Origin of the sequence: Kitasatospora sp. NPDC036755, assembly GCF_040636595.1 — a bacterium.
In the GTDB taxonomy this organism is placed as follows: Bacteria; Actinomycetota; Actinomycetes; order Streptomycetales; family Streptomycetaceae; genus Kitasatospora.
The window spans coordinates 16224-30452 of sequence record NZ_JBEZUT010000068.1; the positions used below are offsets into that span (position 1 = coordinate 16224).

Annotated in this window: 11 protein-coding genes; 2 read left to right on the forward strand and 9 right to left on the reverse strand. The window is 74.9% G+C overall.

All coding sequences use genetic code 11. The annotated features are described in order from the left end of the window. The first annotated feature begins 10 nt into the window (after positions 1–10). Complete coding sequence (locus AB0E96_RS13190; RefSeq protein ID WP_359822295.1) at positions 11–532, forward strand: MarR family transcriptional regulator; 522 nt, start codon at positions 11–13, stop codon at positions 530–532. On the opposite strand, the gene AB0E96_RS13195 is transcribed toward AB0E96_RS13190, so the two are convergent. Continuing rightward, entirely contained in the window at positions 529–1452 is a 924-nt protein-coding gene (locus AB0E96_RS13195) for an EamA family transporter (protein ID WP_359822322.1), read from the reverse strand. The genes AB0E96_RS13190 and AB0E96_RS13195 overlap by 4 nt on opposite strands. 186 nt (positions 1453–1638) lie before the next feature. Between AB0E96_RS13195 and AB0E96_RS13200 the strand changes: the two genes are divergently transcribed. Then, complete coding sequence (locus AB0E96_RS13200) at positions 1639–2544, forward strand: LysR family transcriptional regulator (protein ID WP_359822298.1); 906 nt, start codon at positions 1639–1641, stop codon at positions 2542–2544. 91 nt (positions 2545–2635) lie between these two features. Here the strand turns inward: AB0E96_RS13200 and AB0E96_RS13205 are convergent, their stop codons facing one another. The 8 genes from AB0E96_RS13205 to AB0E96_RS13240 form a co-directional block, all read right to left on the reverse strand. Next, on the reverse strand, positions 2636–3397 hold the full coding sequence (locus AB0E96_RS13205) for a ZIP family metal transporter (RefSeq protein WP_359822299.1): 762 nt from the start codon (positions 3395–3397) through the stop codon (positions 2636–2638). A gap of 326 nt (positions 3398–3723) precedes the next feature. Continuing rightward, positions 3724–5472, reverse strand: a complete 1749-nt coding sequence (locus AB0E96_RS13210) for a restriction endonuclease (protein ID WP_359822302.1) — start codon at positions 5470–5472, stop codon at positions 3724–3726. 114 nt (positions 5473–5586) lie between these two features. Further along, positions 5587–7395 (reverse strand): hypothetical protein, encoded by a 1809-nt coding sequence (locus tag AB0E96_RS13215; protein WP_359822305.1) that lies wholly within the window; start codon positions 7393–7395, stop codon positions 5587–5589. A gap of 473 nt (positions 7396–7868) precedes the next feature. Then, positions 7869–8525 carry a YigZ family protein gene (locus AB0E96_RS13220; RefSeq protein ID WP_359822306.1) on the reverse strand — a complete coding sequence of 219 codons (657 nt, stop codon included), beginning with the start codon at positions 8523–8525 and terminating at the stop codon, positions 7869–7871. A 206-nt stretch (positions 8526–8731) separates the two neighbouring features. Next, on the reverse strand, positions 8732–10021 hold the full coding sequence (locus AB0E96_RS13225; RefSeq protein WP_359822309.1) for an aldolase: 1290 nt from the start codon (positions 10019–10021) through the stop codon (positions 8732–8734). 110 nt (positions 10022–10131) lie between these two features. Next, positions 10132–11709 (reverse strand): DUF2637 domain-containing protein, encoded by a 1578-nt coding sequence (locus AB0E96_RS13230; protein ID WP_359822312.1) that lies wholly within the window; start codon positions 11707–11709, stop codon positions 10132–10134. Between the two features lie 225 nt (positions 11710–11934). Next, positions 11935–12600, reverse strand: a complete 666-nt coding sequence (locus AB0E96_RS13235) for a response regulator transcription factor (RefSeq protein ID WP_359822314.1) — start codon at positions 12598–12600, stop codon at positions 11935–11937. Next, positions 12552–13961, reverse strand: a complete 1410-nt coding sequence (locus AB0E96_RS13240; protein WP_359822316.1) for a histidine kinase — start codon at positions 13959–13961, stop codon at positions 12552–12554. The genes AB0E96_RS13235 and AB0E96_RS13240 overlap by 49 nt, the downstream gene beginning before the upstream one ends. Positions 13962–14229: the final 268 nt, after the last annotated feature.

Below are 14229 nucleotides of genomic sequence, written 5' to 3' on the forward strand. Positions count from 1 at the left end.
GAGACCGCCGATGACCACCACGCCGACCGACGAACCGGCGGACTCCTCCTCCGGTCCCCGCCTCGGCACCCCGGACTCCGCCGCCGAACTGGCCGACGCGATGACCAGGGCGATCAAGCGGATCCGCCGTCAGACCGGTTGGCGGCTGGAGCCGTACGGCATCACCCCCGGCCAGGCCCGGGCGCTGCGCACCCTCGCCCACGTGCCCGGCTGCGAGACCCCGGACCACGCGATGCGGCTGAGCGACCTCGCCGACAAGCTGCACATCGCCCCGCGCTCGGCGACCACCGTGGTCGACGCGCTGGAGGAGGCCGGCCTGGTCGAACGCAGCCCCGACCCGGCCGACCGGCGGGCGGTACGGGTCCTGCTGACCGAGGCCGGCCGGGCCGCGGTGGAACGGATCGGGCAGGTCCGGGACGAGGTGGCCCAGGAGTACTTCGGTGAGGTCAGCCCCGCCGACGAGGAAGTGCTGCTGCGGGTGCTGCGCTCCGCCGAGGCCCGCTTCCTCGCGGCCGGGCCGCCACGACGCTAGGGCGCGTCCCGGGGCGCGCCCTGCCGCTCGTTCCCGGGTCCGCGGCGGCCGACGAGACGGGCCCGAGCGCCCGGGCGCAGGGCGGTGATCCCGATCCCGGCGATCACCAGCAGCGCGGCCGCGGCGGCCGTCGGGCTGATCCGCTCGCCGAGCAGCAGCCAGGCCGAGGACATCCCGAACACCGGCACCAGCAGCGAGTAGGGCGCGACGGCGGTGGCGTCGTAGCTGCGCAGCAGGAAGCTCCAGGCGACGAAGCCGAACAGGGTGGAGACCAGCCCGACGAAGCCGATCGCCCCCAGTCCGGCCGGGGTGATGTCGCGCAGGGCGCGGAGGTCCGCCTCCGGGCCCTCGACCAGCAGGGACAGGCCCAGCAGCGGCAGCGGCGGGACGGCGCTGACCCAGACCATCCAGCGCAGCGCGTCCGGCGGGGCGGCCCTGCGGGTCAGCACGTTGGCCAGGCCCCAGGCGACGGCGGCCAGGACGACCAGGACGAAGGCCCCGAGCGGTCCGCCGGCGCCCTGGTCCCAGGCGCTCAGCGCGATGCCGGCGAAGGCGACCGCCAGACCCGCCAGTCGCTGCCCGCCGGGCCGTTCGCGCAGCAGTACGGCGGCGAACAGCGCGGTGAAGCCGGCCTGTCCCTGGAGCACCAGGGAGGAGAGCCCGGCCGGCATCCCGGCGTGCATGCCGAGGAACAGCAGCCCGAACTTGACCACTCCGAGGACCACACCGACCGCCACCACCCAGCGCCAGGCCACCCTGGGCGGGCCGACGAAGAAGACCGCCGGCACCGCGACGACGGCGAACCGCAGGGCGCAGAACAGCAGGGGCGGGAAGCTGTCCAGGCCGACGTGGATCAGGACGAAGTTGAGGCCCCAGACGGCGGCCACCAGGACGGCCAGCGCGATGTGGCGCGGGCTCATGCCGCCCCGGCCGGCCGCGCCGCCGGGACTGCTCGTGGTGCCGGTGCTGCTCGTGGTGCCGGTACCGCCCGTGCTGGGCGGGCCGCTCGGGGCGGCGGTGGTCGTCGCGGTCATGGGACGAGCATGGTGGGCCGGACTGTGTAGCACCAGCGATGAATACTGAAGGGGACACTTTAGGATCGCTGCATGATGGACCTGGGACGCCTGCGGGCGCTGCACGCGGTGGCGGTGCACGGCTCGGTCGGCGGGGCGGCGGCCGCGCTCGGCTTCACGCCCTCGGCGGTCTCGCAACAGATCGCCAAGCTGGAGCGGGAGACCCGGACGGTGCTGCTGGAGCGGCAGGGCCGGGGCGTGGTGCTGACCGACGCGGCACGCGAGCTGGCCGCCACCGCGCAGACCGTGCTGGGACTGGTGGAGCGGGCCGAGGTGCGGCTGGAGGAGCAGCGCGGCCGGGCCGTCGGGCGGCTGCTGGTGGCCGCGTTCCCCTCCGGTGCCCGCGGGCTGATGCCCGGGGCGCTGGCCGATCTGCGACGGCGCTGCCCGGAGTTGGACGTCCGGTTGCTGGAGCGCGACCCGTACCCGGCGGCCGAGCTGGTGGCCCGGGGCGAGGTGGACCTGGCGCTGGTGCAGGACTGGCCGACCGTGCCGCTGCCGGTGCAGGAGGGGGTCTCCCGGATGGACCTCGGCACGGACCCGGTGGACCTGCTGCTGCCCGCCGACGACGGACTGGCCGCACTCGACCCGGTGCCGGTGGAGCGGCTGTGCGGGCAGCGCTGGATCAGCGTGCCGCCGGGCAACATCTGCCACGACTGGCTGGTCCGCACCCTGCGCGAGGCCGGCGAGGAACCGGACGTGCGCTACCAGGTCGGGGAGTTCGAGACGCAGATCGCGCTGGTCGCGGCCGGTCTGGGGATGGGGCTGGTGCCGAGGCTCGGACGGGGCCCGCTGCCGCCCGGCGTGGCGGCCCGCCGGGTGACTCCGGAGCCGAGCCGCCGGGTGTTCGCGCTCTGGCGTTCCCAGGCCTCCCGGCGGCCGGCCATCACCGAGGCGCTGGCCTCGATGCGGGAGTGCTGGGGGCGGCTTACGGTCTGAGGACCGACGGGCGGCCTGGCAGGCGGGAGTCCCGCCCGAGTCCGACCCGAAGCCGTACGGCCCGGAGCTGTACGGCCCGGGCCGTACAGCCTCAGCCGGCGAGGCCGATCACCAGCCACATGAAGCCGACCCCGGCCACGGTGCAGAGCAGGGTGCTGCGCGAGGGGTGCGGGCTGTGCGCCTCGGGGAGGATGTCGGAGGTCGCCAGGTAGAGCAGGAATCCGGAGAAGAAGCCCAGGTAGAGGCCGAGCAGGTGCCCCGGGATGGTGAACGCCAGGGTGATCGCCGCGCCGGACACCGGGGCCAGCGCGTCCGCGGCGAGCAGGGTCAGCGCCCGCCGCCGGTTGTTCCCGTACAACCGGGTGATCGTGTACGTGTTGAAGCCGTCGGCGAAGTCGTGCGCGACCACGGCGATGGCCACCACCGTGCCGACCGTGCTGCCGGCCTGGAAGGCGGCGCCGATCGCGAAGCCGTCCATCACGCTGTGCCCGACCAGGGCCAGCGCGGCGGTCAACCCGATGCCCTGGCGCCCGGAGGAATGGGCGTGGCCGTGGTGGCCGTGCGAGTGCGCGGCGTACTCGCCCTCGTGGCCGCGGTGGATGGCGACCGCGCGCTCGACCACGTGGATGGTGAGGAAGCCGCCCGCGAACATCAGCAGCGCCTGCGGCACTCCGTGCACCTCGCCGGGGGCCTGGTGGAGCGCCTCGGGCAGCAGGTCGAAGGCGACCACGCCGAGCATCAGCCCGGCGGCGAAGCCGAGCACCAGGTGGCGGCGGTCGCGGGTGCGCTGGGCGACGAAACCGCCGACCAGGGTCATCAGGAACGCCGCGGCGGCGACCAGGACCGCGGTCATCGGGCCGGCTCCGCCGCGGGTCGTCCGGCCGGGTCGTCGCCGGGGCCTGTGCCGAGTGGTCCGCCGAGCGCTCTGCCCATTCCTCTCCCCCTGGGATCCGCCCGTGGCCGGGCCGACCGCCGACCGTACCGGACGCCCGTTCGGCCGTGATCACCCGGGGGTGCCGGGGCCGGGGTGCGGTTCCCCCAGCCTCGGCCCGGGTGTCCCGGGCCGCCCCTCGGACGGGCCGTCGACTGGGCCGTCCGAGTGACGCCGCCACCGGGCCGGCCGGGCGGGCGAGCGGCGGTCGGCAGGAGCGGGCGACGGGGGCCGCGGGCGGGGACCGGTCAGCCTCCCGTGGCGAGCGGCAGGCCGAGGTGGGTGTGGGCGAGTTCGCGGACGCCGGCGCCGTCGATCAGATGGATGTGCCGGTGGCCCTCCTCCGCGGTGAGGTCCAGCACCTCCTCGGTGAAGCGGCCGGTGGTCAGCCGCAGTCCGCGCTCGGCGGCCTCCTCCCCGACCGCCTCGGCCAGGGTCTCGATCTGCTCGACGCCGACCGGCGCGGTGTCCCGGGAGGCCCACACCACCCAGCGGCCGGGCAGCGCGGTGCCGGGCGCGCCCTCACCGGTGGCGACCAGCCCGGCCGGGCCGCGCAGCCGCACGCTCCACTGTGCGATCCCGCCGCGGGTCAGCAGGTCCCGCACCAGCTGGGCGAACTCGTTGGCGGACAGGTCGGAGGCGGCCGGCACGGTGGCCCCGGCCCGGGCGGCCGGCTGGACACCCACCCGGTCGTACGGGTCCGGAGTGACGGCCGCACCGAGCCGGCGCAGCCGCACCAGGGCCTCGTCCTGCTCGGCGTCGGCGTAGACGCCCTCGTCGTCGCGCTCCTCGTACGGGGTGCCCGGCGGCAGCAGCCGGGTGCGGGCCAGTGCGTCGCGGTCGGCGTCCACGCTGACCAGGCAGAGCGGCTCGGCCGAGGCGGGGTCGCGCAGCCAGCCGTTGAGGACGACACCGGCGAGTATCTCGTCGGTGTCCACGGCGTCGGCCGCCTGGAGGGCGCGCAGGGCGAGCCGGGCGACCAGCCGCAGGTAGTCGGTGGCCCGGTCCGCGGGCGGGCGCGGCACCGGGAGGACGTCGCCGTCCGGTGCGAGCCGGTAGCCGGTGAGCGAGGGCACCAGGTCGAGCGGCGGCAGGTCGAGGTCCAGCACGGCGGCGCGGGTGAGCGGGCGGAAGACCGCCCGGCAGGGGGCGGGCAGGTCCTGGGTGGCGGTCTCCGCGGCGGCCAGGGCCCGCTCCAGCAGCGACTCCACGGCGGCCGGCTCGGCCAGCCGGTAGGCCCTCCGGCATTCCTCCAGGCTCTCGTTGTACTCGCGCACGGCGCGGGCCCGGGCCTCCTCGGCCGCCTCGTGGGCGCGCCGGGACTCGTCGGCGGCCGGGCTGCCGGCCTCGGCCCGACGGGTGCGCCACTCCCGCAGGGCCCGCTGGTGGGTGAGCCGTGCCTGGGCCAGTTCGCGCTGGTAGCCGGAGTCGAGCAGCCGGCGGGACGGGCCGCTCTGCGGGTCGGCCGCGGGCGGCTCGGCGGGGGCGAAGTCCTCCCAGCGGGGTTCGGGCTGCTCCTCGGCGTCGGCGCCGGGGCCGTCGGCCGGGTAGGGGCGGGGCTGGTAGTGGCGCAGCTGGCTCTCGAAGTCCATGGCCGAGACGGGCAGCGCGGCCCGCCGCAGCAGGTCGGCCAGCCGGTCGTGCTCGGCCTGGACGGTGAGCGTGCGGTGGTGGGTCAGGGCGGCGGCCCGGGCGTGCGCCGCCACGGCCGCGTCCGGGTCGGCCCCGCCGGGAGCGGGGCCGACGGGGTCCGGTCCGGCCGTGCCGTCAGCGGTGGCGGCAGCACCGGACGGGCCGTCACCGGGTGGCCCGTCGCCGGACGGGCTCTCTCCGGACGGGCCCCCGCCGGACGGGCTCTCGACGGGACGGCCGGCGGCGGCGCCCGGTTCCCGGCCCTCCTCGGTGCCGAGGTCGCGGAAGACCGAGGCGAGGAAGCCCGGTCGGGGGAACTGGACGGTGGCGGTGCCGTCGGACCGGCCGTCTGCTGAGTGCTGCATCGGTCGTCGTTCCCCCATGCTCGTCCGGCGCCTGCCCGGGGCGATCGGCGGGCCTGTGGACCCGCCGCTGCCGGACATTGTCCCCCGAACGGGCGTGGCGGTCAGCCAAGCCGCTCAGTTGGTCCGGGTGTTGGTCAGGTGCAGACCGATGTACCCGACGTAGATCCGGCCGCTGCCGGAACAGTCGTCCAGGTAGTGCAGCCGCGGCGCGGTGCGACCACCGCCGATCCGCAGGTGCGCACCCATGAACGCGCGCCGGGAGGAGTCGACGCATTCCGGCACCGGCAGCATCCGCTCGCGCTTCCACTTGGTGTGGCTGAACACCGTCCGGGACTCCCCGCGCACCGCCTTGCGGGGCGGGAAGCGGTGGCAGCCCTCGGGGGTGCGCTCGCACCACTGCTTGAAGTCCCCGCCGGCCGCACCGCGCACCGCCGCCTCGGCGTACTCCTGGAGGGCCGTCAGTCCGTCCCAGGCGAGCCGGGCCCAGCCCGCACCGGCGCACTGCAGCTCGTCCAGGGCGAGCGCGACCTTCTGGTCACCGGTGAAGGTGACCAGTGGGAACTCGCCCAGTCTGGCCATGAGTTCGGTGAAGGTCTCGGGCGTGCCGCGGCGGTCGGGGGGCTGGGCGGCGGAGTGCGGCCCGGCGGCCGGGCCGCTGCCCGGGACGACGCAGTGGCGGCCGGTGAGGGCGCGGGCCCCGGAGCGGAGGCGGCCCTCCCGGATGTCCCGGCCGTCGCGGACCTCCCGGCCCGGGCCCCGTTCCCGGTGGTCCCGCCGCTCCAGGCGCAGGGTGTGCCGGACCCGCTCCAGCTCGTCGGCCCTGGCCTGCTGCTCGGCGCGGTCCTGCTGCTCCTCGCGAGCGAGCGCGGCCAGTTCGACGCCCCGGTACGGGCCGGGACGGCCGGCCGCCCGTTCCCCGGCCAGGTCGGCGGCCTGCTCCGCGGTCTGCTCGGCGGCGCACTCGACGGGGTGCTCGGACGTCCGCTCGACGGCCTGCTCGGCGGCCTGCTCCGCGGTGCGGCGGAGCTGCGGCGGCGGGACGCGCAGCACCGGGACGGCCGCCAACGGCGGTGGCAGCGGCTGCTCCGCGGCCAGGCGGCGCGGCTCGCGGGCGAGCAGCCCGGCGGCGCGGCGCGGATCCTCTTCTATTCGGCTGCGGGCGAGTACCGGATGTCGGGTGCTGTCCTGCCGGGAGGCCGGGTCGACCTCGGGCAGGTAGGTGCGCACCGCCCCGCCGTACACGGTGTGGTACTCCAGCGCGACGTTGAACCCGGTGCGGGCGCCGGGGTCCAGCACGTAGGCGGTGGCGAGGCCGGGCAGCTGCTGGCAGAGCGGGACCACCACGTCCTGGACCCAGCCGTCCAGCGGCTCGTTCACCGGGATGCTGGCCACCACGGTGGGCAGTCTGCGTTCGGGGTCGCACAGCTCGTCGATCAGGGCGTCGACCTCATCGGCCGTGATCACCCGGGGAGCGGAGCGGACGACGGTCGGCCCGTCGGTGGCGTCGAGCAGCGGGAGGAGTGTGCGGGCGAGCTCGGGCACCGGCACCCGGCACGGGGTGCGCACTCCGCTGCCGGTGCTGTGGGTCTCGGCCTCCAAGCGGACCCAGGTGGGGCCCTCGGAACCGGTGGCCACGGTGAGCGTGAGCTGCTGGGTGCCGTGCGGGGCCGGGGTGCGAAGACGGCGGCGGTCGTACCGGCCGGCGCTCGGGTCGCCGCGCAGCGGACCGTGGTCGCGGTCGAGCAGGACCCGCTCGCCCAGGCGGAGGCGCTCGGGGCCGGGAGCCGGCTCGGCGCCCTGCCCGGTGGCGGCGGGCCGGACCGGCGGGGGCTCCTCGAAGCCCTCCTGCTTCAGCCAGGAGGCCAGTTGCTCGTCGGCCAGGGCGACGGCGTCGGCGTGGGTCAGGGCCGTGGTGACCGTCATCCGGTAGGGCGTCGCGGGGCCGCGGGGGCCGGGCAGGTCGGCGGCGGCGTGCGAGCGGACGCGGTTCGGGGCGGGCCGGCTCGGGGCCGCGTGGTTCGAAGTCGGGTGGTTCGCGATCGGGTGGTTCGAAGTCGGACGGTTCGTGGGGCGGTTCGAGGTCGTCGTGTTCGTCGCGGACTGGGGATTCGAGGTCGAACGGTCTGAGGCCATGCGCATACCTCCGCGGTGCGGGGTGGGGTCCTGTGTCCTCCATCGATGGTTTCGTCCGGTTCTGCCGGATCCTTGCCCAGGAAACGCCACAGCCCGGAGCGGAAGTTCCAACTCCGGGCTACGACACTACGTTCGGGTGAATCTGCTCAAGCGGTCTTCCGCGTGGCGAGCAGCCTGGGCTACGAGAAACGGCCGGTCACGGGCGGTCCGCCCGACGGATCGTCCGCCTCCCGGGCCTCACCGGACGGCACCCGCCACCGTGGTCAGACCGGCACCTCGACGTAGGTGCGGCCGGCCGGGACCGCCACCGCGGTGCCGCCGGTCGCCTCGGCCAGCCAGGTGTGGAAGTCCGCCACGTCCGGCTCCGGCACGCCCACCTCGATCCGCACCCCGGTCGCCTCGTAGGCCAGGTCGCTCACCGCGTACCCGGCCGCCCGCAGGTCGTTCTCCACCCGCCCGGCCCGGACGTGGTCCACCGTCACCGCGAGCAGCGCCACCGGCCGGCGCTCCAGCAGGCCGATCCCGTCCACCGCCTCCGACACCGCGTTCCCGTACGCCCGCACCAGGCCGCCCGCACCGAGCTTGATCCCGCCGAAGTACCGGGTGACCACGGCGACCGTGTCGGTCAGCCCGCGCCGGCGCAGCACCTCCAGCATCGGCACCCCCGCCGTGCCGCCGGGTTCGCCGTCGTCGCTGGAGCGCTCGCGGCGCTGTTCGTCGCCGACCACGAAGGCGGTGCAGTTGTGCCGGGCGTCCCAGTACTGCTTGCGGATGCCGGCGATGAAGGCCTGGGCCTCCTCCTCGTCCGTGACCCGGGCGAGGTGGCAGATGAACCGGGACTTCTTGATCTCGGTCTCGTGGCTGCCGGCCCGCCGGATGGTCAGGTACGGCCTGGCGGTGGGCTCCGGCGTGGCGGACATGGTGCGGGGGTCCTCCCGAGGACGGTGAAGGCTGACGGCGCACGTCCCGGAGAGCGGGACGGCACCGCCAGCCTAGTTGCCGTGCGACGGGAGGCGTCATCGGCCGCGGACGACCGGGTGCGAGAGCCGGGCACGACGGCCGGGCACGACGGCCGGGCACGAGGACCGGGCACGAGGACCGGGTGCGGCGAGCGGGTACGGCGGGGTCAGCGCCCGGCCAGGGCGTTCAGCCGCCCGCGGTCCAGGCCGGTCAGCGCGGTGACCTCGGCGAGGTCGAGGGCACCGCAGTCCAGCCCGCGCAGCAGGTGGCCGCTCAGCGCCCGGGCGGTGGCCGGCTCGTCCATCACGTCGCCGCCCGCCCCGGCGACGTACGCGGCCAGCCGGGCGGCGGCCGCCGTCAGTCCCTCCCGGTAGAAGGAGTAGACCGCCGCGTAGCGGGTGGGCAGGTGTGCCGGGTGCATGTCCCAGCCCTGGTAGTAGGCGCGGGCCAGCGAGCGGCGCACCAGGTCGTGGTGGAGCTTCCAGGCGGCGTGCACCTGCCCGGTGGACCCGGTCGGGACGACGTTGGTCGAACCGTCGGAGAGCCGCACCCCGGTGCCCGCGGCCGCCACCTGCATGACCGCCTTGGCGTGGTCGGCGACCGGGTGGTCCATGCTCTGGTGGGCCGCGCTCACCCCGCAGGCGGCGCTGTAGTCGAAGGTCCCGTAGTGCAGGCCGGTGGCGCGCCCCTCGGCGGCCTCGATCATCCGGGCCACGGTGGCCCGGCCGTCCGGACCGAGGATCGCCTGGGTGGTCTCGATCTGGATCTCGAAGCCGATCCGGCCGGCGGGCAGCCCGGCCCGCTCCTCGAAGTCCTCCAGCAGCCGGACCAGCGCGGTGACCTGCTCGGCATAGGTCACCTTGGGCAGGGTCAGGACCAGGCCCTCCGGCAGCCCGCCGCCGGCCAGCAGGGTGGCCAGGAACAGTTCCAGGGTGCGGATGCCGCGGGCCCGGACGGCGGCCTCCATGCACTTGATCCGGATGCCGAGGTACGGCGGGGCGTCGCCGGCCGCCACCGCCGCGGCGACCAGTCCGGCGGCGCGGACGGCGTCCGCGTCCTCCTCGGTGTCGGGGCGGGGGCCGTAGCCGTCCTCGAAGTCGATCCGCAGGTCCTCGACCGGCTCGCGCACCAGCTTGGCGCGGACGCGGGCGTGGACGTCGGCGAGCAGTTCGTCGTCCGCGACGCCGAGGGCACGGGCCAGCTGCGCGGGGGTGACGGCGTGGCGGTCGAAGGACTCCAGGGCCCGGCGGCCCCACTCCCGCACGGTGTCGGCGCCGAAGGCGTCGGCCGGGACGTAGACGGTGTGCACCGGCTGCCTGGTCCCGGGCTCGCCCGGGTAACGGCGCGCCAGGTCGGCGTCGACCGGGGCGAGCAGTGCCTCGACGGCGGCGCGGGCCGCGGTGGAGAAGGAGGCCCCGTCCGTCGGTCCGTTCCCGTCGACCCCGACCCGTGTCATCCGCACTCCTCCATGCCGAACCAGCGCTTCAACAATTTGTTGAGGCGAAGGTAGCTCCGGCGGGATCGGGCGTCAATGGCCGGACGAGCCCGGGCCGGTGGCGGCCGCGGTCAATCCCTCCCGGCGGCGGCGTAGCGCTCGTTCAGCTCCGGGTACAGGTCGGCGACCTCCTTGGGGTGGACCGAACCGTCCGGGCCCTTGCCGGTGACGCCGAACTCCCTGGTCAGCCAGTCGGCGAGGCGCTGGGGGTCGGGCTGGTGGCCGTAGCTGTCCATGTACGAGACGAGTGCCTCGTAGGCGAGGTCCGGGTCGAGGCGCGCGGGAGCCGGGGGAACCGCGCGCTCCTCGGCACCGACCGGCTGCTCGGTGCGGGTCGGCTGCTCGGTGCGGGCACGCTCCTCGGCCGGGACCGGCTGCTCGAACTCGACGGACTGCTCGGGCTGCTGCTGCGGGCCGGCCGGGTCCTGGATCTGCGGACCGGGCACGGGCTCGGCGGCGGGAGCGGCGGCGGGCTCACCGGCGACCGGGCGCGGGGGCTTGAACCAGGGCGAGGCCTGCCCGGGCACCCGGCCGCCCGGGGCCGCGTCCGCCGGGTGACCGGTGGTGCGGACCGGGCGCTCGGTCCAGACGTTCAGCTCCTCGCCGCGCGACTGCGGGACGGCGTCGGCCACCCCGTCCGGCTCCTGGGCTGCCCGCAACCGCACGGCGGCCAGCTTCGCGAGCATCGGTGCGGCGACCTCCGCGGACATCGGCGCGACGGCAGCGGGCGCCTGCGGCTGGGGCTGGGGCTGTTCGGGCTGGTCCTGCTGCACCTGCGGGGCAGGCTGCGGGACCGTCTGCGGCGGCGCCGTCTGCTGGACGGCCTGCGGTGCCTGCTGCGGGTGCGGGGCCTGCCGCGGGGCGCCGGCCCCGGCAGCCGGGGCGATGGCCGCGGTGGCGCGGCCCTCCTGGGGGACGGCCTCCTGCGCCTGCTGGTCCTTCGACAGTTCCTTGGCCTCGCGCTCACGGCCCTCGTCGTCCAGCCGGTCGAGCAGTGCTGGGTCCAGCGGAACGCCGAACTTGGCGAGCTTGAGCGGCAGCAGCGCCTGGATCGGTGCCGAGCGGCGCCAGCCACGGCCGTACCGGAAGCGCAGCTGCGCCCGGTAGACCAGACGGTTCTGTTCGAGTCGGATGACCTCGTCGTAGGAGCGGAGCTCCCAGAGCTTCATCCGCCGCCAGAGCCGGAAGGTCGGGACCGGGGAGAGGATCCAGCGCATCACCCGGACCGACTCCATGTGGCGGTCCGCCGTGATCGCCGCGATCCGGCCGACCGCGTGCCGCGAGGCCTCGACCACGACGACGAAGAGCACCGGGATGACGGCGTGCATCCCCATGCCCAGCGGGTCGCCCCAGGAGGCGGCCGCGTTGAAGGCGATCGTGGCGACGGTCAGCACCCAGGCGGTCTGCCGGAGCATCGGGAAGGGTATTCGCAGCCAGGTCAGCACCAGGTCGAGCGCGAGGAGCACGACGATGCCGGCGTCCACGCCGATCGGGAAGGCATAGGAGAAGGCTCCGAAGCCCTTCTCCACGGCCAGCTCGCGCACCGCGTTGTACGAACCCGCGAAGCCGATGCCCGAGATGATGAAGGCACCGGCCGCGACCAGGCCGAGCAGGCCCCGATGGGCCTTGGTGAGCGTTGGGCGTGCCATTACGTCTATCAACCCCTGGATGTCGGCTGCTGCCGTACGCTGCCTCGGCTGCCGGGTGCCGCTGGTCGGGCCGCCGGACGGCTGGGCAAGCAACCTCCGGGCTCGGCCCACCGGAGTTTACTCGTACACGTGTTTAGGCGTTTCCACAGCCTGGGGTGTCACCGTGCGGTGGTGCGGGACCCGGCCCGGCATCGCGCGGGGCCGGAACGGGGACCGGCCGGATCGTCAGCGGGCCTGCTCCGCCGTGCCGTTGAGATAGGCCAGGACGGCCATCACCCGGCGGTTGGCGTCCTCGTCGGGGGCGAGTCCGAGCTTGCTGAAGATGTTGGCGATGTGCTTGGCCACCGCGCCGTCGCTCACCGAGAGACGAGCGGCGATCGCCGAGTTGGAACAGCCCTCGGCCATCAGCTCCAGCACCTCGCGCTCGCGCGGGGAGAGCCCCAGCAGCGGACCGGGCCGACGCGAGGTGGTCTGCATCAGCTTGGCGATCACGTCCGGGTCCATCGCCGTACCACCCGCCGCCACCCGGCGGACCGCGTCGATGAACTGCCCGGCGTTGAACACCCGGTCCTTCAGCAGGTAGCCGATCCCGCCGGTGCCGTCGGCCAGCAACTCCCGCGCGTAGAGCTGCTGGACGTGCTGGGACAGCACGAGCACCGGCAGGCCCTTGATCTCCCGCCGCGCCTTGAGCGCGGCCTGCAGGCCCTCGTCGGTGAGCGTCGGGGGCAGCCGGACGTCGACCACGGCGACGTCCGGCCGGTGGGTCAGCAGGGCCTCCAGCAGTTCGGGCCCCGTCTCCACCGCCGCGGCGATGGTGAAGCCATGCGCTTCCAGCAGCCGGATCAGGCCTTCGCGAAGGAGGTAGAGGTCCTCGGCGAGGACAACTCGCACGGCAACTCCAAGGTGATGGTGGTGGGTCCGCCCGACGTGCTGTCGATGGAGAGGACACCGTCGAAGGTACCCAATCGCTTCTCGATTCCGCGCAGTCCCGTCCCCCGCGAAGGATCCGCCACCCCCACTCCGTCGTCCGTCACCGTGACCCGCAGGAAGCCGGCCCGGTGGAGGATGTCCACCCACACCTGCTCCGCCTCCGAGTGCTTGGCCGCGTTCGCCAGCAGCTCGCAGACGCTGAAGTACACGGCGGCCTCCACCGGGGCCGCCGGACGGTCCGGCAGGCTCACGCACACCTCGGTCGGCAGCGCGCTGTCCAAAGCCAGGGCCCGGACGGCGTCGCCCAGCCCGCGCTCGGCGAGCACCGGCGGGTGGATGCCGCGCACCAGGTCCCGCAGCTCCTGGAGGGCCCGGGCCGAGGACTGCCGCGCCTCGGCGAGGAGCTCACGCGCGGCCGCCTGGTCGGTGTCCATCAGGTGCTCGATGGTGCCCAGCGTCATCCCGATCGCGACCAGCCGCGCCTGGGCACCGTCGTGCAGGTCCCGCTCGATCCTCCGCAGCTCCGCCGCCTGGCTGCCCGCCGCGTCGGCCCGCGTCTCCGTCAGCTCGGCCACCCGCCTGGTCAGCTGGGCGTTCGTCGCCCGGCCGTCCTGGTCCAGCACCCGGCGGGCCACCTCCGCGTACCAGCGCACCGCGAGCGGTGCCACGACTATCCCGACGGCGATCATGGCGACCCCGAGCACGGCGCTCAGCACGACGGACACCATCCTGCTGCTCAACGGGCCGAACCCGTCGGCCGGCACCGGCCCCGCCATGGTGTAGGCGGCACCGAGCCCGAGCAGGACGAGCACCGGACCGACCAGAGCCACCGCGAGGAACGGGTTCACCAGCAGCCAGGCCAGCTCGGCGCGGGTGGTCCGGTCCCGAAGACCCCAGTGGACCAGCTGCGCGTACTTCGCCACCAGCTGCGACCGGTGGTAGGTGTAGCCCGTCCACCAGTGCCCCCGGCCGTCCTGCTCGAGCTCCGGCATGGGCTCGTAGACCGCCGGCAGCCGTATGCCGAACCAGCGCTCCAGCTGACGGCGGGTGCGGTTCGCCGTCCGCCGGATGTTGGCGGCGGCCACCGCTCCGCCGACAGCCACGGCCACCAGAAGGGCGAGGAGGAGCCCGAGTTCGTACGACTCCAGGACCCGGGCCGTCACCGCCCCCGAGAAGACCGCGGCACCCACCGGCAGAGCCGCCCCGGGCACCGCCGCCAGCACCACCACGGCAAGCCGCGCCAGCCCCTCACCGCCGGCGACGAAGGCCGCCTGGGCCTGAGCGCGTACGGAGGCGCCGCTCGTACGACTCGCTGTTGTCACGGGAAGCTCCTGATGCCGGTACCGATCGTCCTCCATCAGTCTTCACGAACCGTCCACCACCCACACTGGCCATGGCACCCCAATTCCGGGGTGGACCTAGGACCACCTGCTGGTGTCGTTCCGCTCACCAGCAGGTGAGATGATCCGGAAATGCGAAGAACCCCCATCCGGGACCCGGATGGGGGTTCTTCAGAAGAATTGTTCGGCGGCGTCCTACTCTCCCACAGGGTCCCCCCTGCAGTACCATCGGCGCTGTAAGGCTTAGCTT

Excerpts from the sequence above, each read along its gene's own strand:
- AB0E96_RS13190 (WP_359822295.1), top strand. The coding sequence starts at position 11 with ATGACCACCACGCCGACCGACGAACCGGCGGACTCCTCCTCCGGTCCC.
- AB0E96_RS13195 (WP_359822322.1), bottom strand. The coding sequence starts at position 1,452 with ATGAGCCCGCGCCACATCGCGCTGGCCGTCCTGGTGGCCGCCGTCTGG.
- AB0E96_RS13200 (WP_359822298.1), top strand. The coding sequence starts at position 1,639 with ATGATGGACCTGGGACGCCTGCGGGCGCTGCACGCGGTGGCGGTGCAC.
- AB0E96_RS13205 (WP_359822299.1), bottom strand. The coding sequence starts at position 3,397 with ATGACCGCGGTCCTGGTCGCCGCCGCGGCGTTCCTGATGACCCTGGTC.
- AB0E96_RS13210 (WP_359822302.1), bottom strand. The coding sequence starts at position 5,472 with ATGCAGCACTCAGCAGACGGCCGGTCCGACGGCACCGCCACCGTCCAG.
- AB0E96_RS13215 (WP_359822305.1), bottom strand. The coding sequence starts at position 7,395 with ATGACGGTCACCACGGCCCTGACCCACGCCGACGCCGTCGCCCTGGCC.
- AB0E96_RS13220 (WP_359822306.1), bottom strand. The coding sequence starts at position 8,525 with ATGTCCGCCACGCCGGAGCCCACCGCCAGGCCGTACCTGACCATCCGG.
- AB0E96_RS13225 (WP_359822309.1), bottom strand. The coding sequence starts at position 10,021 with ATGACACGGGTCGGGGTCGACGGGAACGGACCGACGGACGGGGCCTCC.
- AB0E96_RS13230 (WP_359822312.1), bottom strand. The coding sequence starts at position 11,709 with ATGGCACGCCCAACGCTCACCAAGGCCCATCGGGGCCTGCTCGGCCTG.